Below are 17514 nucleotides of genomic sequence, written 5' to 3'. Positions count from 1 at the left end.
TCCCATTATTTGATGTCGGAGGCGACCTGCACCTTCACCATCTTGTCGGGATCGGTCACGGCGCCGCCGGAGGAGCCGGGAGGAGCCTTCTTCAGCTTGTCCACGACGTCCATGCCCTGCACGACCTCGCCGATCACGGTGTACTGGTTGTCGAGGCTGCCGCCGTCGGCGAACATGATGAAGAACTGCGAGTTGGCGCTGTCGACGCTGTCGCCGCGCCGGGCCATGCCGACGATGCCGCGGGCGAAATGCACCTTGGAGAATTCCTGCTTCAGGTTCGGATATTTCGATCCGCCGGTGCCGTTGAAGTTCTGCCCGTCGCCGGTCTGTGCCATGAAGCCGTCCATGACGCGATGGAACGGCACGTTGTTGTAGAAGCCCTCGCGCGCCAGTTGCTTGATGCGCTCGGCATGCTGGGGGGCGATGTCGGTGCGCAGCTTGATGACGATGCGGCCCTTGGTGGTGTCGATGACGATGGCGTTGGCCTTGTCGAGATTGGCCGGCAATTGCTGAGCCACTGCCGGCACCGCGAACAGAAGCGCGGCAAGAACTGCGAGAATTCGGATCATGACAACTCCGGATCAGAGAGAAAAAGGAAACGCCGTTACGCGGCGAATTTGGCCTTGAGCTGTGCCGCAACCTGCGGCGGGACGAAGGCCGAGACGTCCCCGCCCATGCCGGCGATCTGGCGCACCAAAGTGGCGGTGATCGGGCGAACCATTGGCGACGCCGGCAGGAACACCGTATGCACCTCCGGCGCCATGGCCCCGTTCATGCCGGCGAGCTGCATTTCGTAATCGAGATCGGTGCCGTCGCGTAGACCCCGGATCATGATGGTCGCACCGTGCTTGCGCGCTGCGGTCACCGCGAGATCGTCGAAGGTCACCGCTTCGAGCACGCAGCCGGCCTGGGCCGCCAGCGGCCCGCAGACATCATGGAGCATCTGCAGCCGCTCCTCGGTTGAGAACAGCGGCTTCTTGCCGGGGTGGACCCCGATCGCGACCACGAGGCGGTCGCACAGCGAAACGCTGTGACGGACCACGTCCAGATGGCCGTTGGTGATGGGGTCGAAGGAACCGGGATAGAAGGCAATGCGCGGCATGGCTTCCTCCTAACCCGCCCGGCCCGGCCCGGCAAGCCGGGCGGGTTCCCGCCGCCGATTCCGCCGAGACATCCCGCCGACCGCGTCGCCTACGGCCAGTTTGTTTCATCCCTCCGGCGGCCACGAAACAAAGCGGCGCGGACACGAAACCATTTCTCGTGCCGGCGAAGACGTCCGGAAACTGGCCATGGTTACTAATCCGGCCAACGAACGACGGGCCGCATACTGGGCGTAGCGGCCGCATTACAGGGGACTGTCAAATGATCAAGGCTCTCTCGGCGATCGCTCTGTCTGCGTGTGTTGCCGCCGCCCTCACCCTTCTGCCCGGCTTTGCCCCGAAAGTGGAAGCCAGCGTGCCGCAGCCGCTGGCCAAGAGCGACCGGCTCGACATCCGCACCATCGGCAAGGATTGCTCGCAGCAGGCCTGGCCGAATTTCGAGGCCTCGTGTCTGCGCAAAGCGGGCACCAAGGCGAACGTTCGCGAGGCGCGCCTCGTGACCGCGAACCGGACCCCGTAGGCCGGCCTGTCAGCTTCACGTCATATAATCCCGATGGAGTTTTGCGACGTCCCGTCGCAGACTGCATGATGCTCGCGCCCGGCGGAATTGCCCGTCGGGCGCGATCCCATCTCGGGGGTTGCCATTGTCCAGTACACCCGCTGTCGCTTCCGGCCATCCTCCCGCCCCGCTGCCGATCGCAATGACCATGGGCGCCCTCGGGGTGGTCTATGGCGATATCGGGACCAGCCCGCTCTATGCCCTGAAGGAAGCCGCCAAGGCGGCCGCTCACGGCGCCACGGTGACCCACGAAGCCGTGCTGGGCGTTGCCTCACTGATCCTCTGGGCGCTGCTGCTGATCATCTCGCTGAAATATGCGCTGTTGATCCTGCGCGCGGACAACCGCGGCGAAGGCGGCATCGTCGCCCTGCTGGCGCTGCTGCATGCCCGCCACGCCCAGCCCGGGACGTGGCGTGCGCATCTGCTCGTCGTCGGGCTCGTCGGAGCCGCGCTGCTCTATGGCGACGGTGCGATCACGCCGGCAATCTCGGTGCTCTCCGCGATCGAGGGACTCAAGGTCGACGCCCCCTCGCTCGCGCCTGCCGTGGTGCCCGTGACCGTCGCCATCCTGATCGGCCTGTTCATGATTCAGAAGCAGGGCACCGGCTTCATCGGCCGCATCTTCGGACCGGTGATGCTGGCCTGGTTCGTGGTGCTCGCAGCGCTCGGCATCCACGGCATCGTGAAGGCGCCGGCGGTGCTGGCGGCGCTCAGCCCGCTCTATGCCTTCGAGTTCCTGGTCCACCAGGACTTCCACGTCTCCTTCGCCATCCTCGGCGCGGCCTTCCTGGCGGTGACCGGCGGCGAGGCCATGTATGCCGACATGGGGCATTTCGGCCGCTTCCCGATCCGCCTGGCCTGGTTCGCAATCTGCCTGCCTGCGCTGGTGCTGAACTATTTCGGCCAGGCCGCGCTGTTGATCACCGATCCCACGATGATCGAGAACCCGTTCTTCCAGCTCTGCCCCGACGCCCTGCACTATCCGCTGGTCGCGTTCTCGGCCGTCGCAACCGTGATCGCCTCGCAGGCGATCATCTCCGGCGTGTTCTCGCTGACCCAGCAGTCGATCCAGCTCGGCTTCCTGCCGCGCATGCAGATCCGCCACACCCAGAGCGACGCCATCGGCCAGATCTACGTGCCGCTGGTGAACTGGCTGCTCGCCGCCGCAACGCTCGGCGCGGTGTTGAGCTTCGGCACCTCGGATGCGCTGGCCGGCGCCTATGGCATCGCGGTGTCGCTGCTGATGGCGATCACAACGCTGCTGGCCGCGTTGCTTGCGATCCAGTGGGGTTTTTCGCCCTGGCTCGTCATCGCGGTCAACGGCTTCTTCTTCGTGATCGATTTGATCTTCTTCTCGGCCAACTCGATCAAGCTGTTCGAGGGCGGCTGGTTTCCGCTGCTGCTCGCCGGGCTGGTCGCCTTCCTGATGCTGACGTGGCGCGCCGGCGTGAAGCTGGTCGAGACGGCGCGCGCCAAGCTGCGCCAGCCGGAAGAGGATTTGATTGAGACCGCCGTCAACAAGTGCAGCGCACGGCTGCCCGGCACGGCCGCATTCCTGGCGGCGGCGCCGAAGGGCGTGCCGCTGGCCCTGACGCAATTCGTCAAGCACAACCGCGTGCTGCACGAACGCGTGCTGCTGGTCACCGTGCTGATCGAGGAGTTGCCGCACATCCCCGAGGACGAGCGTGCCGAGGTGATCGAGATCATTCCCGGCATCACCCGCGTGGTCCTTCATTACGGCTTCATGCAGAATCCGACGATCTATGAGGGACTGAGCCTCGTCTGCCGCCAGGGCAAGCTGCCCGGCATCGACCTCTCCGACATCACCTATTATGTCGGCCGCGAGACAATCATCCCGCGCGAGGATGTCCCGGGCATGTGGGTCTGGCGCGAGACCGTGTTCGCCTTCCTGCAGCGCAACGCCGAGCGCTCAGCCGCCTTCTTCGGCGTGCCGACCAAGCAGGTCGTGGAGTTCGGCACGGAGCTGGAGATTTAACGTGGGCACGTAGCCCGCGTGAACGGAGCGACATGCGGGGAGAGGTGTCCCGGATCTCGCCGCGCTCATCCACGGGCTGCGCATCACTCCCCGTTCGGCTCTCCATTCGCGCCGTTGCCGCTCTCGGCCTCCTCGGTAATGTGCTCGACCGACACGACGTGCTCGTCCTCGGCGGTGTCGAACACGATAACGCCTTGGGTCGAGCGGCCGGCGATGCGGATGCCCTCGACCGGGCAGCGGATCAGCTGGCCCTTGTCGGTGACCAGCATGATCTGGTCGGCGTCTTCCACCGGGAATGAGGCCACCAGGTTGCCGTTGCGGTTGTTGACGCTCATGGCGACGATGCCTTTGCCGCCGCGGCCAGTGGTGCGGTACTCGTAGGACGAGGTCCGCTTGCCGTAGCCGTTGACGGAGACGGTAAGCACGACCTGCTCGGCCGCCGACATCTCGACATAGCGCTCGGGCGGAAGCTGGAAGCTGCCGGAGGTCGTCTCTTCGGCCTCGGCGTCCGCAACCGGCTCCTCGGCCGCGGCTTCGCCGGCAACCGCACGGCGCATCTTCAGATAGGCCGAGCGCTCGTCCGAACTGGTGTCGACGTGGCGCAGGATCGCCAGGGAGATCACCTTGTCGCCTTCGCCAAGCGCGATGCCGCGCACGCCCATCGAGGTGCGTCCGGTGAACACACGCACGTCGGTGACGGGGAAGCGGATGCACTGGCCGCCGGCGGCGGTGAGCAGGACGTCGTCGCGCTCGGTGCAGATCTGCACGTCGACGATCGCTTCATTCTCATCGAGCTTCATCGCAATGATGCCGGAGCGACGGACGTCGACGAAGTCGGACAGCTTGTTGCGGCGAACGTTGCCGCCCGTGGTGGCAAACATCACGTCGAGGTTGCCCCAGGTGGATTCGTCCTCCGGCAGCGGCATGATGGTGGTGATGCGCTCGCCCTGCTCCAGCGGCAGGATGTTGATCAGCGCCTTGCCGCGCGCGTTCGGCGCGGCCATCGGCAGACGCCAGACCTTTTCCTTGTAGACCTGGCCGCGCGAGGAGAAGAACAGCACCGGCGTGTGCGTGGAGGCCACGAACAAGCGGCTGACGAAATCCTCGTCGCGGGTCTGCATGCCGGCGCGGCCCTTGCCGCCGCGGCGCTGGGCGCGATAGGCCGACAGCGGCACGCGCTTGACGTAGCCGGCATGGGACACGGTGACGACCATGTCCTCGCGCTGGATCAGGTCCTCGTCCTCGACCTCGCCTTCCTGCTCGATGATCACCGTGCGGCGCGGCGTGGCGAACTCGGCCTTCACCTCGGCAAGCTCGGTCTTGATGATGCCGAGCACGCGCTCGCGCGAGCGCAGGATGTCGAGATAATCGGCGATCTCGCCGGCGAGCTTGTCGAGTTCTTCGCGGATTTCGTCGCGGCCGAGTGCGGTGAGGCGCTGCAGACGCAGGTCGAGAATGGCCCTGGCCTGCTCCATCGACAGCCGGATGGTGCCGTCCGCGCTGATGCGGTGACGCGGATCGTCGATCAGCATCAGCATGTCCTCGACGTCCCGGGCCGGCCAGTCGCGCGACATCAGGGTGTCACGCGCAGTGGTCGGATCCGGCGAGGTCCGGATGACGCGGATCATCTCGTCGATATTGGCCACCGCGATCGCCAGACCCACCAAAATATGGGCCCGGTCGCGCGCCTTGGCGAGCAGGTACTTGGTTCGCCGCGTGACGACCCGCTCACGGAAGTCGACGAAGATCGCCAGAAGGTCCTTCAGATGCATGATCCGCGGACGGCCGCTGTCGAGCGCGACCATGTTGACGCCGAAGCTCGTCTGCAGCGGCGTGAACCGGTAGAGCTGATTCAGCACCACGTCCGGAACGGCGTCGCGTTTCAATTCGATGACGACGCGGTAGCCGTCGCGGTCGGATTCGTCGCGGAGATCTCCGATGCCCTCGATCTTCTTTTCCTTGACCAGTTCGGCGATGCGCTCGACCATCGTCGCCTTGTTCACCTGGTACGGAATCTCCGTGATGATGATCGCCTCGCGCTCCTTGCGGATCGTCTCGATCGCGACCTTGCCGCGCATCACGACCGAGCCGCGTCCGAGGTGATAGGCGGCGCGGACGCCCTGCCGTCCCAGGATGACGCCACCGGTCGGGAAATCCGGGCCCGGCACGATGTTGATAAGTTCGTCGATCGTGAGCGCGGGGTTGTCGATCAGCGCAACGCAGGCGTCGATGACCTCGCCGAGATTGTGGGGCGGGATGTTGGTGGCCATGCCGACCGCGATGCCGCCGGCGCCGTTGACGAGAAGGTTGGGGAACTTGGCCGGCAGGACCGACGGTTCGGTCTCGTTGTTGTCGTAGTTCGGCTGGAAGTCGACGGTGTCCTTGTCGATGTCGGCCAGCAGAGCCAGCGCGGCCTTGGTCAGCCGCGCTTCGGTGTAACGATAGGCAGCCGGAGGATCGCCGTCGACCGAGCCGAAATTGCCCTGGCCGTCGATCAGCGGCACGCGCATCGAGAAGTCCTGCGCCATGCGGACCATGGCGTCGTAGATCGACTGGTCGCCGTGCGGGTGATACTTACCGATGACGTCACCGACCACGCGGGCGGATTTGACGTACTTCTTGTCGGGCGTGTGCCCCTGCTCGTTCATCGAGAACAGGATGCGGCGGTGCACCGGCTTCAGGCCGTCACGGGCATCAGGCAGCGCCCGCGCCACGATCACGCTCATGGCGTAGTCGAGATAGGACTTCTTCATCTCCTCGAAGATGGAGACGGGGCGAATATCCGAGGGTTGCGCCGGCTGGTCGCCGGGCTTGTCGTCGTCGTCAGCCAAGGGGAAATCCGGTGAGGTTTTATCTGGGAATCATATAGCGCATCGGCCCCCTGATAACCACCCTCGCGGGCTCCAGGGAAGCGCTTTTTCCGCTTATTTTTCCAATAGCTTACGGCCTTACGGGGATCATCTTGGATCGACCCGGAACAGGCCATTCCAAATCGCCTTCCGAGTCCCCGTCAATCGCTCAGACTAAGATGCCTGTCGAGGGCTTGGCGCCGGCGATCCGAGTTCAACCCACACATGAAGCGGGCCCGGAAATCCCGAGCCCGCCCTATCGATTAGTCCGATTTCCTGACACGACGTGGGAGGCACCGGCGCGAAGCTCGCACGCCCCTAACGTCCCGTCCCGGTCTCAGAACGGGATATCGTCGTCCATGTCACTGTTGCGGCCACCGCCACCGGCAGCCACGGGACGGCGCGGTGCGCTGCTGACGGGGCCGGACGAACCGAAATCGCTGCCCGGCTCGTCGCCGAAGCTGCCGCCTCCGCCGCCGCCGCTGCGGCCGTCGAGCATCGTCAGCGTCGAGTTGAAGCCTTGGAGCACGACTTCGGTCGAATACTTCTCGACGCCGCTCTGGTCGGTGTACTTGCGGGTCTGCAGCGCGCCCTCGATGTAAACCTTGGCGCCCTTCTTCAGGTATTGTTCGACGATCTTGCACAGCGGCTCAGAGAAGATCACGACGCGGTGCCATTCGGTCTTTTCCTTGCGCTCGCCACTGTTCTTGTCGCGCCAGGTCTCGGACGTCGCGATGCTCAGATTCGCGATCGGCCGCCCGTCCTGGGTGCGGCGGATTTCAGGATCCTTGCCGAGATTTCCAACCAGAATGACTTTGTTGACGCTTCCCGCCATCGCCGCTCTCCACTCCGAATGCCATCGAATTTCATAAGGCGAGCACGCTGCCCGCGTTTCTCTGCGCCCGTTGAGGCGACCCTATACGCTTGCAGGCGCAGCTCAGCCCGGCGCGCCCAAGGTTATCCCCATATATAGCACCGAACCTCGCTCCGTTCCAGATTTGTTCTTTTCGGAATCTACTGCAAGAAGGCTGGCCGCGCAGCCGCCCGTGACGCCGGCGGATGTCGTCCCTGTCCGCGTGTTCAACCGGGCAAGCGAGCCCCAGTTGAGGCCGCGCTCGCAGATGCTTCGGCCATATCAACATAACGTCCAGTCGGCATGATCGGCGCGAATCTCGCGACGGTCAGACCGCGACCGCATCGCATAGCGCCCTGATATTGTTCCGAGATTGGAACCCGGTCGGCGTGACGTCGGATATGCCGAAGCAACAAGTCAGTAACCATCACCTTTCGCGCGACTGTGGCTTTCAGGAGACACAACTTCCGGCTTCAGTGGTGTAAGCACCTCATCAGTTGGGCCATCGAGTCCGCTGCCCTTCCGGTCAAGGAAGGCAACAACAGAAACTGGGACTGGGATTAAGTAAGATGAAAAAGGTTTTGTTGGCTTCGGCCTGTTTGTTCGCTCTCGCTGCGCCCGCCTCGGCGGCCGACCTCGCAGCCCGCCCCTACACCAAGGCGCCGGTCGCTCCGATGGCTTCGGTCTACAACTGGACCGGCTTCTATCTCGGTGTCGTCGGTGGCGGCGCTTGGGAAGACGCGAACTCGCCCCGCATGCAGGGTGGCTTCGTCGGCGGCACCGTCGGCTACAACTGGCAGACCGCCAACGTCGTGTTCGGCCTCGAGGCTGATGGCGCCTGGGCTGACGTCAGCGCTTCGGCCGCTGGTGCGGTTTTCGTTCCCGGCGTCGGTGGCGTTCCGCTGACGGTGAGCTCCAAGACCGACGCGATGGGCACCGTGCGCGGTCGCATCGGCTGGGCCGTCAACAACGTGCTGCTGTACGGCACCGGTGGTTACGCCTGGATCGACAACAAGATCACCGCCACCCTGGGCGGCGTTTCGATCTCCGACAGCAAGTTCCACTCCGGCTGGACCGTCGGTGCGGGCGTTGAAGCCTACATCGCTCCGCAGTGGTCGGTGAAGGGCGAGTACCTCTATCGCAGCCTCGGCGGCGAGACCTACTTCGGCGCCGTCAACACCGGCACGCTCAACTTCCACACCGTGCAGCTCGGCGTGAACTATCACTTCGGCGCCCCGGTGGTCGCCAAGTACTAAGCCACGCTTCAACGCGCCTTAGCGTTACGAAAGGCCGGCCTTGCGCCGGCCTTTTTGTTTATCGATGCGCTTGCCTCCCAGTTCCGCAAAATCCCCTGCTGCCAGATGCCGCCAGCACGCCAACAATCCGTTGACGATTCGCAACTGCCTCTGGAAATCCGCTCCCGTTCTTCCTACGTTCGCTGGCAACCCCATCGGCGCCGATCCCGGTTCCGGACGAAGCGCGCCTTTTTTGCTGGCGCGGTCGCGCACCCATGGGATTCCCTAGGGGCAACTCGGATGGATGAAGTGATCAAGGCGAAGCGCCAACAGCAGAACGCGGGCTCCAGCCTGCGCGCAATTACGATCCGTGGCGCGCGCGAGCACAACCTCAAGAACATCGACGTCGAGATTCCCCGCGACAAGCTGGTGGTGTTCACCGGCCTCTCCGGCTCCGGCAAATCCTCGCTCGCCTTCGACACCATCTATGCCGAGGGCCAGCGCCGCTACGTCGAATCGCTCTCGGCCTATGCGCGCCAGTTCCTCGAGATGATGCAGAAGCCCGACGTCGACCAGATCGACGGCTTGTCGCCGGCGATCTCGATCGAGCAGAAGACGACATCGAAGAATCCGCGCTCGACCGTCGGCACCGTCACCGAGATCTACGACTACATGCGTCTGTTGTGGGCGCGCGTCGGCGTGCCCTATTCGCCCGCCACCGGCCTGCCGATCGAGAGTCAGACCGTCTCGCAGATGGTCGACCGCGTGCTGGCGCTGCCCGAAGGCACCCGCCTCTACCTGCTCGCGCCCGTCGTGCGCGGCCGCAAGGGCGAGTACCGCAAGGAGCTCGCCGAATGGCTCAAGAAAGGCTTCCAGCGCGTCAAGATCGACGGCACCTTCCACGAGCTCGCGGAAGCGCCAACGCTCGACAAGAAATTCCCGCACGACATCGACGTCGTGGTCGACCGCATCGTGGTGCGTGCCGACATCGGCCAGCGCCTCGCCGAGAGCTTCGAGACCGCGCTGAAGCTCGCCGAAGGCCTCGCCGTGATCGAATATGCTGATGCACCGGCTGCTGCTGCACCCGCGGACGAGAAAGAAAAGAAGAAGACCGCCAAGATCCACGACAAGAGCGGGCCCGAGCGGATCCTGTTCTCGGAAAAATTCGCCTGCCCGGTCTCCGGCTTCACCATCCCCGAGATCGAGCCGCGGCTGTTCTCGTTCAACAACCCCTACGGCGCCTGCCCTGCCTGCGGCGGTCTCGGCGTCGAGCAGCATGTCGACGAGGACCTCGTCATTCCCGACAAGGAGCTCGCCATCGGCAAGGGCGCGATCGCGCCCTGGGCCAAATCGTCGTCGCCCTACTACACGCAGACGCTGACGGCGCTCGGCAAGCACTACAAGTTCACGCTGACCACCAAGTGGAAGGATCTGGCCAAGAAGACGCAGAACGCGATTCTCCACGGCTCCGGCGAGGACGAGATCAAGTTCTCCTACGAGGACGGGGTGCGCTCCTACGACACCAAGAAACCGTTCGAAGGCGTCATCACCAATATCAATCGCCGCTACCGGGAAACCGAGAGCGAATGGGCGCGCGAGGAGCTCGCGAAGTATTTCCACGACGTGCCCTGCGAGGCGTGCCACGGTTTCCGGCTCAAGCCCGAGGCGCTCAGCGTCAAGATCGGCGGCAAGCATATCGGCGAGATCTCGGAGCTGTCGGTCAAGGGCGCCGGCGGATGGTTCGCCACGGTTCCGGAAGCGCTGAACACGCAGCAGAAAGAAATCGCTGGCCGCATCCTCAAGGAAATCCGCGAGCGCCTCACCTTCCTGCTCGACGTCGGCCTCAATTACCTCACGCTGTCCCGCTCCTCCGGCACGCTGTCCGGCGGCGAGAGCCAGCGCATCCGCCTGGCCTCGCAGATCGGCTCGGGGCTCACAGGCGTGCTCTACGTGCTGGACGAGCCCTCGATCGGCCTGCACCAGCGCGACAACGCGCGCCTGCTCGACACGCTGAAGCGGCTGCGCGACCTCGGCAACACCGTGATCGTGGTCGAGCATGATGAGGACGCCATCCTGCTCGCCGACCACGTCCTCGACATCGGCCCCGGCGCCGGCATGCATGGCGGCAACATCATCGCCGAAGGCACGCCCGCCGAAATCATGCGCAACCCGAAATCGCTGACCGGCAAGTACCTGACCGGCGAACTCGAGGTCGAAGTGCCGGAGCGGCGCCCGCCGAACCACCGCCGCACCATCAAGGTGGTGAACGCACGCGGCAATAATCTCAAGAACGTCACCGCCGAAATTCCGCTCGGCCTGTTCACCGCCGTCACCGGCGTCTCCGGCGGCGGCAAGTCGACGCTGCTGATCGACACGCTCTACAAGTCCATCGCCCGCAAGCTGAACAATGCCAGCGAGGGCGCCGCCCCGCACGACCGCATCGAGGGCCTCGAGCACATCGACAAGATCATCGACATCGACCAGTCGCCGATCGGCCGCACGCCACGTTCGAACCCCGCCACCTACACCGGCGCCTTCACGCCGATCCGCGAATGGTTCGCCGGCCTGCCGGAGTCCAAGGCGCGCGGCTACGAGCCCGGCCGCTTCTCCTTCAACGTCAAGGGCGGCCGCTGCGAAGCCTGCCAGGGCGACGGCGTCATCAAGATCGAAATGCACTTCCTGCCCGACGTCTACGTCACCTGCGACGTCTGCAAGGGCAAGCGTTACAACCGCGAGACGCTGGAAGTCCTGTTCAAGGGCAAGTCCATCGCCGATGTGCTCGACATGACCGTCGAGGAAGCCGCCGAGTTCTTCAAGGCGGTGCCCCGTGTGCGCGAGACCTTCCAGACCCTGCACCGCGTCGGCCTCGACTACATCCACGTGGGCCAGCAGGCCACCACGCTGTCGGGCGGCGAAGCCCAGCGCGTCAAGCTCGCCAAGGAACTGTCAAAGCGCGCCACCGGCCGCACGCTCTACATCCTGGACGAGCCGACCACCGGTCTGCATTTCCACGACGTCAAGAAGCTCCTAGAGGTGCTGCACGAGCTGGTCGCGCAGGGCAACACGGTCGTGGTCATCGAGCACAATCTCGAAGTCATCAAGACCGCCGACTGGGTCATCGACTTAGGGCCGGAAGGCGGCGACGGCGGCGGCGAGATCGTCGCCTGGGGCCCGCCGGAAGACATCGCCAAGGCGCCGCGGAGTTACACGGGCAAGTTCCTGGCGCCGGTGCTGGAGAAGGCGCGGAAGCCGAAGCGGCGACGGACGGCGAGCGAGGCGGCGGAGTAGCATCGCTTCGAGCTCCGCCGATCTACGCAAAACCGAATGTCTACAATCAGATAAATATCGGAGATTGAGAGGCCAAGGGTATCGGCCCATCCGTCGATGCCCAAAGTCGTTTGGGCGACTATGACTTCATCGCCGACACAATCTGTGGTTATTTGACAGGTGGTGGCTATCCTCAGCTGGCAATGCGGCGGAGATCAGATTTGAGCGATATAGTTGACCAGTCAAGCTTTCGATTCCAATTCAGCATCTCCATAGAGGAAGACAGGTCCAGGGCGTGATGGATGCGCCAGTCATGGTTGCGATTGCGCCAGTCATGGTTGCGATATGGTACAATTCAGGGCATGGCTTTTTCATACCGGGCCGAGCCTTTGTTGACCCATCCGCACGCGCTGCTTTTGCCGAATGGGCGACCGAGCGGCTGCGTTCCGCCACTGCTTCCTCAAGCTCCACCAAGTCTGGCGAATAGCGATGTCCGAAGCTCGCCAGTGTCACTGGTTTGGGCGCCCGCACAGCCACTGGCTCCAGCGAGAGTTCGTGTCGGAATAACATCGACATCGCGCTCAATGTTCACGCGGCACTTAGGTTTCCAAAGCACGAGTTGCCGAACGTTAGCGCAACACACCACGCTTGTCAGCGACCGCAAAACCACCTCCATGCCCTACGCTCTCGCCATCTTCGATCTCGACGGCACTCTCGCCGACAGCTTCCCCTGGTTCCTGCGCACCATCAACGACATCGCTGACCACTTCAACTTTCGCCGGGTCGCCGATCAGGACATCGAGAGCCTGCGGCATGCCTCGACGCGCGAGATCCTCAGCCGGCTCGATGTGCCCTTGTGGAAGCTGCCGGCGATCGCGCGGCATGCGCGGCGGCTGAAGGCGGAGGCGGCTTCCGAGATTGCGCTGTTCGCGGGCGTCGAGACGATGCTGCGGACGGTGGCTGACAACGGCGTGCAGCTCGCGCTCGTGACCTCCGACAGCGAGGCCAATGCGCGCGAGAAGCTTGGGCCGAGCGCCGCGCTGTTTTCGCATTTCGACTGCGCGGCATCGCTGTTCGGCAAGCCCGCGAAATTCCGCCGCGTCATCCGCCGTGCGGGCGTTGAGCCTGGCGAGGTCATCGCGATCGGCGACGAGGTCCGCGACATCGAGGCGGCCCGCGCGGTGGGAATTGCCTGCGGCGCGGTGTGCTGGGGCTATGCGGCGCCAGCGGCGCTGCGGGCGCTGGGGCCGGATCATGTGTTTGAGCAGTTGGATGAGATTGCGGGCGCGGTGTGCCCGCTGCCGTAGGGCGGAATAGCGAAGCGTAATCCGCCGATCGACCGTCGATGGCGGATGGCGGATTACGCTGCGCTAATCCGCGCTACTCTTCCCTACTCCGTCTTGCGCAAGAACGCCCCGAATGCCCTTGGGCCGTCGCCGGTCTTGACCTCGCCGGTCACCTTCAGCTCGCTCGCGTCGATGATGACAAGCGTGTTGCTTTCCCAGCAGGCGACGATGATGCGCTTGCCGTCGGCGGTTGCCGCGATGCCTTCGGGATAATCGCCGACATTGATGCGCTTGATCGGCTTCAGCGTCGCCACATCGAACACGCTGACCGTGCCGCCATATTGATCGGTGACGAAACCGCGCCCCTGCGTCAGCGCCACCGCGTAGGGACGCATCCCGACCGGCACGCGGCCGATCTCGCGCGCTTCCGCAATGTCGATCACGGAGACGTCGTCGGAGCCGACATTGGCGGTATAGGCGCGCCTGCCCTCTGTATCGATGGTGACGCCGAACGGACGCGTGCCGACCTTGATGGTCGCCTTGCGCTGCAGCGTCGTGGTGTCCACGACCGAGACGCTGTCGTCGTCGCGGTCCGCCGAGAGCAGCAGCTTGCCATCGGGCGTCACCGCCAGGCCCGATGGCGAGGCGCCGACCGCGATGCTGGCCGCGACGCTGCGCGAGGGCGCATCGATCACCCGCACCGCCGCCGCGTACCAGTCGGCGACATAGACGGTCTTGCCATCGGGCGCCACAGCGATGCCGAGCGGCCCGCCGCCAACTTCGATCCGCCCCGCGACCTGCCGGCTCGCGGCGTCCACCACCGTAACCGCCTTGGCGTCCGGGCTCGTCACATAGGCAAAGCGCCCGTCCGCGCTGACGGCGATGCCGGCGGGCTTGCCGCCGATCGGGATGGTCGCGACGCTCCGCAGCGTGCCGAGATCCACCACCATCAGATCGTCGCTGAGCTGGTTGGTGACGAACGCCTCCTCGGCGGAGGCGCTCCCGAAGGCGACGCTGTAAAGGCCGACGGCAAGAGCCGCCAGAGCCAGCCCCCGCACGATCAGCTGCCGCTCTCGATCTTCTTCTTCAGCGCCTCCAGCCCGGCCTTGTACAGCCCGCTCACCGCCTTCACCGCGGCTTCGTCGTTGAGTTCCGGCGGCGGATCGTTGTTGGGAAAGCCGCGATAGAACGCGCCGGCCCATTCCAGCTTCGACTTGCCGTCGGAAGCCGGCGACACCGTCAGCGTGGAGGAATAATTGGTCACTGGCAGAACCTTCACGTCGACCTTGGTGATCCGGTACGAATAGCTCAGCATGTCGGGCTCGTATTTGTAGAGCTCCTCCTCGACCGTCGCGCCGCCCTGCAGCGTCAGCGTCCGCGTCGCACCGACCTCGTTGCCCTTTTCGCCCGTGGTCTTGGTGACGGGGGGAAGCCAGCTCATGTCCTGGAAGTTACGGATCGCGGCCCAGACCTTGTCCTGCGGCGCGTTGATCTCGATGGATTCCCGCACCTTCTGCCGGGTCGGCCCATGCGCCCAGGCCGCCGGTGAAAAAGCCGGGCCCAGTGTCGCCATCAAGCCTGCCGCCCCCATCACAGCCAGCGCCGACGCCATGGCCGCACGCCGTCCAATCGTCACCCTCATCTCGTTTCCTCATACGTCTCGTTGATCGTGCGCGACTTGAATGCGCGCTGCGGTCATCCTAGCGCATTTTGGGGCCGAGGGGAGACCGGTTCGTGGCGTGGTTGCGGCGGAGATGTCCGCCCACCCACAATCCCTCGCGCGGCCCGGCGGGCAAAACAGCCATGGCAGGGTCAACGCCGACATCCGAAAATATTTCTCTTTATCAGAATTTCGGATTATCGTATATCGCCTTCATCCCGTCCCGGACCGAGGGCGTATCGCGATCGTCACGAACGCGGGATGGGACGTGGAGGACGCAGGCTGCGTCGGCGCGAAGGTGGTTTGCAGGGCGGGTCCCCCGTGAGCAAGGACCGGCGCGCACACGACCGGTGCAGCTTGCGTACGGCAAAATCGTGTGGTCCTGGCGCCCGGGGTCTGTGCGCCAAGTCTTGCGGTGATGCAGGCGGCCCAACCGGGCACATGCATCAGCCATCCGCGAGGCGACGGGGGCAATAGTGCAACGCTCTCCGGGGAGATCACGACATAAGCCGTAAGGCCACTGCGCAGGGAAGGCCGGGCTGTCCTGGCTCCACCTGTATGCCGCTGTGCAGCTTCCTTGTTACGCAGGATTCGCACAGTGGACCGCGGGTGCCAGCCGGCACCCGGCCTTCCCTGCGCCCTCGGCATTTTTGAGGGCGGCAACTGCCGCAGAACTCGGGCACAAGGTGCCGCGAGAATGAGTGCGTATGCCAGACCTTCAACGACAGTCTCTTGCTCAGGACGCTGCGCAGCACGAAGTGATGCGCTGCAGAGCGGGGCCCACGCATCGGCACGTTGCCCGGCCTCCTGGGTCCCGGGTTCTGCGCAGCAACGCGAAAGCGTTGCAGCGCGTCCGGGACACGAGAGCGAAGGATGTCTTCTTCCGACCAGCGTCATTGCGAGGAGCCCTTCCAGACTGCCGCCGCAGAAAGATTCTGGATCGCTTCGCTGCACTCGCGACGACGAGGCGGAAAGCGAGAACAGATTGCGCCCGTCTATTCCGCCAACGTCGCGTCGACGAAGCCGCGCGGATCGTTGCAGAATTCGCGCATGACCCGGTAATGATCCGTCTCCTCCACCGTCACGGGTTCGAGGCCGTACTTCGTCAGCCGCAGCAGTCGCGCGTTCGGATAGGCCATCAGCATCGGCGAATGGGTCGCCATGATGACCTGGCAATTTTGCGAGGAGTCCATGCGATGCAGCAGCTTCAGGAACTCCATCTGGCGCGCCGGCGACAACGCCGATTCCGGTTCGTCGAAGATGAAGATTCCCTGTTTCTGGCATCGCTCCTGGAAAAAGCGCAGAAAGCCCTCGCCATGGGAGTAGGACAGAAAATCCGGCGGCATGTCCGAAACATCGTCGAGATGTCGTGCAACGGAGAAAAAGGTCTCCGCGCGGAAGAACCAGCCGGTGGTGATCTTCGGCACCCAGCCGGCGCGAAGCGCGGCCGACAACTCGCCGCCCATGATCTCGCGCGCATCGGAATGATCGACCGGGCGGTAGCCCTTGCCGCCACCGGCGTCGTCATACCCGGCAAGCGCTGCGATCCCCTCGAGGATGGTCGATTTGCCGGTGCCGTTCTCGCCGACGATGATGGTGATCGCAGTGTCGAAGCTCAGGTCGAAATCTTCGCTGAAGATCGGAAGACAGTAGGGATAAGCGTCCCAGTCAGAGACCAGTGCGCGGTCGAGCCAGACGCGCCGGAGATAGGGCGCCGGCAGTCTGATGTCGCGCTGTCGTCCTCGCATCTCCGCCGCTCCTCGCCGGTCCCTCACGATGGAACATATCAGGAACAATAACGACGGGGAAGTGGCTTTCCGGCGGACGAACAAACCCCAGACTAGTCCAGCACCTCCAGCACCAGCTCCATGGTCATCAGCACGGGATTGTCGACGCGGATCAGGCGCCCCTCGGCCAGGCCGCCGGTGTAGTCGATCAGCGCGACGTCGAGCGCAGCTTCGAGCGCGCCGGCGGGCCCGGGCGCGATCTCCCCGGCCGTCACCGCAAGCTCCGTTGCAAACGGCTCGGTCACGCCGCCATGGGTGAAGCGCGCGCCGATGGTCGAACCGACGCCGCCATGGATCTTCGCGCGCGCGATACCGTGCGCGCGGCAGAAGCCTTCGAGCGAGCCGGCAAAATCCTGATTGGGACGCAGCCGCAGCGCGAAAGCACGGCTCGTGGCGCGCGCGCCGGTGCGCGCCGCAGCCACCGGCCCGAACAGCTTGAAGTTGGTCTCGGGATCGGGCTCGGCGGTAAACATCGCACCATCGAGGCCGAAGGCCTCGACGTCGAACGGTTCGGCGACGACGGTCTCGTCCGGCAGCATGTGGCCGCCGCTCGCTTTGCCGTCCGCTTCCGTCCACAGCCCATGGCAATGAAAGAACGGCGCGCCGTCGCGCGTGCCGAATGTCATGGAGCCCAGCTTGGTGCGGGTCACGCCGCCGGGCCGGTACGTATCGCTGTAGAACGCGGCATTCTCCCCCGTCTTCGACAGCGCCGGCATCACATAGGCGAACGGCCCGAGCGCGCCGTGCCGGAAGTTGAGCACGCCGCTCGTAAAACCTTCGGCCGCAAAGCCGCGTCGCGCACCTTCCAGCAACGGCAGACCTGCCTGAAGCGTGAACGAGAAGGCACGTCCCCTCGCCTCCACCCATTGGATACGTTCCGCGACGGGCGCGCCCGGCTGCTTGATATTCCGCATCACCCGCG

At 64.7% G+C, this 17514-nt stretch carries 14 protein-coding genes; 5 read left to right on the top strand and 9 right to left on the bottom strand.

Features of this window, described 5'->3' with window-relative positions; genetic code table 11:
* Positions 1-5 precede the first annotated feature (5 nt).
* Both JQ580_RS04085 and coaD read right to left on the bottom strand, forming a co-directional pair.
* The gene (locus JQ580_RS04085) at positions 6-569 is read right to left on the bottom strand and encodes a peptidylprolyl isomerase (protein ID WP_212278420.1); all 564 of its coding nucleotides are present in this window, start codon (positions 567-569) and stop codon (positions 6-8) included.
* Positions 570-604: 35 nt separating this feature from the next.
* The gene (coaD, locus tag JQ580_RS04080; protein WP_094890397.1) at positions 605-1102 is read right to left on the bottom strand and encodes a pantetheine-phosphate adenylyltransferase; all 498 of its coding nucleotides are present in this window, start codon (positions 1100-1102) and stop codon (positions 605-607) included.
* Between the two features lie 260 nt (positions 1103-1362).
* On the opposite strand from coaD, the gene JQ580_RS04075 reads away from it, so the two are divergent.
* Together JQ580_RS04075 and JQ580_RS04070 are read left to right on the top strand one after the other, a co-directional pair.
* A complete protein-coding gene (locus tag JQ580_RS04075; protein WP_094974047.1) occupies positions 1363-1620 on the top strand; it encodes a hypothetical protein in 258 nt (85 codons plus the stop codon).
* 181 nt (positions 1621-1801) lie between these two features.
* Positions 1802-3655: a potassium transporter Kup gene (locus JQ580_RS04070; protein ID WP_212279192.1), complete on the top strand. Its 1854-nt coding sequence runs from the start codon at positions 1802-1804 to the stop codon at positions 3653-3655.
* 83 nt (positions 3656-3738) lie between these two features.
* Here JQ580_RS04070 and gyrA read toward each other — a convergent pair whose 3' ends face one another.
* Complete coding sequence (gyrA, locus tag JQ580_RS04065) at positions 3739-6486, bottom strand: DNA gyrase subunit A (protein ID WP_212278419.1); 2748 nt, start codon at positions 6484-6486, stop codon at positions 3739-3741.
* A 355-nt stretch (positions 6487-6841) separates the two neighbouring features.
* On the bottom strand, positions 6842-7339 hold the full coding sequence (locus JQ580_RS04060) for a single-stranded DNA-binding protein (protein WP_212278418.1): 498 nt from the start codon (positions 7337-7339) through the stop codon (positions 6842-6844).
* A 587-nt stretch (positions 7340-7926) separates the two neighbouring features.
* Here JQ580_RS04060 and JQ580_RS04055 point away from each other — a divergent pair.
* The gene (locus tag JQ580_RS04055; protein ID WP_106950524.1) at positions 7927-8613 is read left to right on the top strand and encodes an outer membrane protein; all 687 of its coding nucleotides are present in this window, start codon (positions 7927-7929) and stop codon (positions 8611-8613) included.
* Between the two features lie 24 nt (positions 8614-8637).
* Here the strand turns inward: JQ580_RS04055 and JQ580_RS04050 are convergent, their stop codons facing one another.
* Positions 8638-8865, bottom strand: a complete 228-nt coding sequence (locus JQ580_RS04050; RefSeq protein WP_212278417.1) for a hypothetical protein — start codon at positions 8863-8865, stop codon at positions 8638-8640.
* Between the two features lie 27 nt (positions 8866-8892).
* Here JQ580_RS04050 and uvrA point away from each other — a divergent pair, with 27 nt between their 5' ends.
* Positions 8893-11880, top strand: a complete 2988-nt coding sequence (uvrA, locus tag JQ580_RS04045; RefSeq protein WP_212278416.1) for an excinuclease ABC subunit UvrA — start codon at positions 8893-8895, stop codon at positions 11878-11880.
* 653 nt (positions 11881-12533) lie between these two features.
* The gene (locus tag JQ580_RS04040; RefSeq protein WP_212278415.1) at positions 12534-13166 is read left to right on the top strand and encodes an HAD family hydrolase; all 633 of its coding nucleotides are present in this window, start codon (positions 12534-12536) and stop codon (positions 13164-13166) included.
* Between the two features lie 83 nt (positions 13167-13249).
* Here JQ580_RS04040 and JQ580_RS04035 read toward each other — a convergent pair whose 3' ends face one another.
* From JQ580_RS04035 to JQ580_RS04020, 4 genes are all read right to left on the bottom strand, one after another.
* On the bottom strand, positions 13250-14203 hold the full coding sequence (locus JQ580_RS04035) for a YVTN family beta-propeller repeat protein (protein ID WP_212278414.1): 954 nt from the start codon (positions 14201-14203) through the stop codon (positions 13250-13252).
* A 2-nt stretch (positions 14204-14205) separates the two neighbouring features.
* Complete coding sequence (locus JQ580_RS04030) at positions 14206-14787, bottom strand: SRPBCC family protein (RefSeq protein WP_212278413.1); 582 nt, start codon at positions 14785-14787, stop codon at positions 14206-14208.
* Between the two features lie 1013 nt (positions 14788-15800).
* Complete coding sequence (locus tag JQ580_RS04025; protein ID WP_212278412.1) at positions 15801-16553, bottom strand: AAA family ATPase; 753 nt, start codon at positions 16551-16553, stop codon at positions 15801-15803.
* A 92-nt stretch (positions 16554-16645) separates the two neighbouring features.
* Entirely contained in the window at positions 16646-17506 is an 861-nt protein-coding gene (locus tag JQ580_RS04020; RefSeq protein ID WP_212278411.1) for a PCC domain-containing protein, read from the bottom strand.
* Between the last annotated feature and the right edge of the window lie 8 nt (positions 17507-17514).

This window comes from Bradyrhizobium sp. SZCCT0148 (assembly GCF_018129985.1).
GTDB lineage: Bacteria > Pseudomonadota > Alphaproteobacteria > Rhizobiales > Xanthobacteraceae > Bradyrhizobium > Bradyrhizobium japonicum_H.
This window is presented reverse-complemented; position numbering and strand designations above follow the sequence as displayed.

Excerpts from the sequence above, each read along its gene's own strand:
- JQ580_RS04085 (WP_212278420.1), bottom strand. The coding sequence starts at position 569 with ATGATCCGAATTCTCGCAGTTCTTGCCGCGCTTCTGTTCGCGGTGCCG.
- coaD (WP_094890397.1), bottom strand. The coding sequence starts at position 1,102 with ATGCCGCGCATTGCCTTCTATCCCGGTTCCTTCGACCCCATCACCAAC.
- JQ580_RS04075 (WP_094974047.1), top strand. The coding sequence starts at position 1,363 with ATGATCAAGGCTCTCTCGGCGATCGCTCTGTCTGCGTGTGTTGCCGCC.
- JQ580_RS04070 (WP_212279192.1), top strand. The coding sequence starts at position 1,802 with ATGACCATGGGCGCCCTCGGGGTGGTCTATGGCGATATCGGGACCAGC.
- JQ580_RS04060 (WP_212278418.1), bottom strand. The coding sequence starts at position 7,339 with ATGGCGGGAAGCGTCAACAAAGTCATTCTGGTTGGAAATCTCGGCAAG.
- JQ580_RS04055 (WP_106950524.1), top strand. The coding sequence starts at position 7,927 with ATGAAAAAGGTTTTGTTGGCTTCGGCCTGTTTGTTCGCTCTCGCTGCG.
- uvrA (WP_212278416.1), top strand. The coding sequence starts at position 8,893 with ATGGATGAAGTGATCAAGGCGAAGCGCCAACAGCAGAACGCGGGCTCC.
- JQ580_RS04040 (WP_212278415.1), top strand. The coding sequence starts at position 12,534 with ATGCCCTACGCTCTCGCCATCTTCGATCTCGACGGCACTCTCGCCGAC.
- JQ580_RS04030 (WP_212278413.1), bottom strand. The coding sequence starts at position 14,787 with ATGAGGGTGACGATTGGACGGCGTGCGGCCATGGCGTCGGCGCTGGCT.
- JQ580_RS04025 (WP_212278412.1), bottom strand. The coding sequence starts at position 16,553 with ATGCGAGGACGACAGCGCGACATCAGACTGCCGGCGCCCTATCTCCGG.
- JQ580_RS04020 (WP_212278411.1), bottom strand. The coding sequence starts at position 17,506 with ATGCGGAATATCAAGCAGCCGGGCGCGCCCGTCGCGGAACGTATCCAA.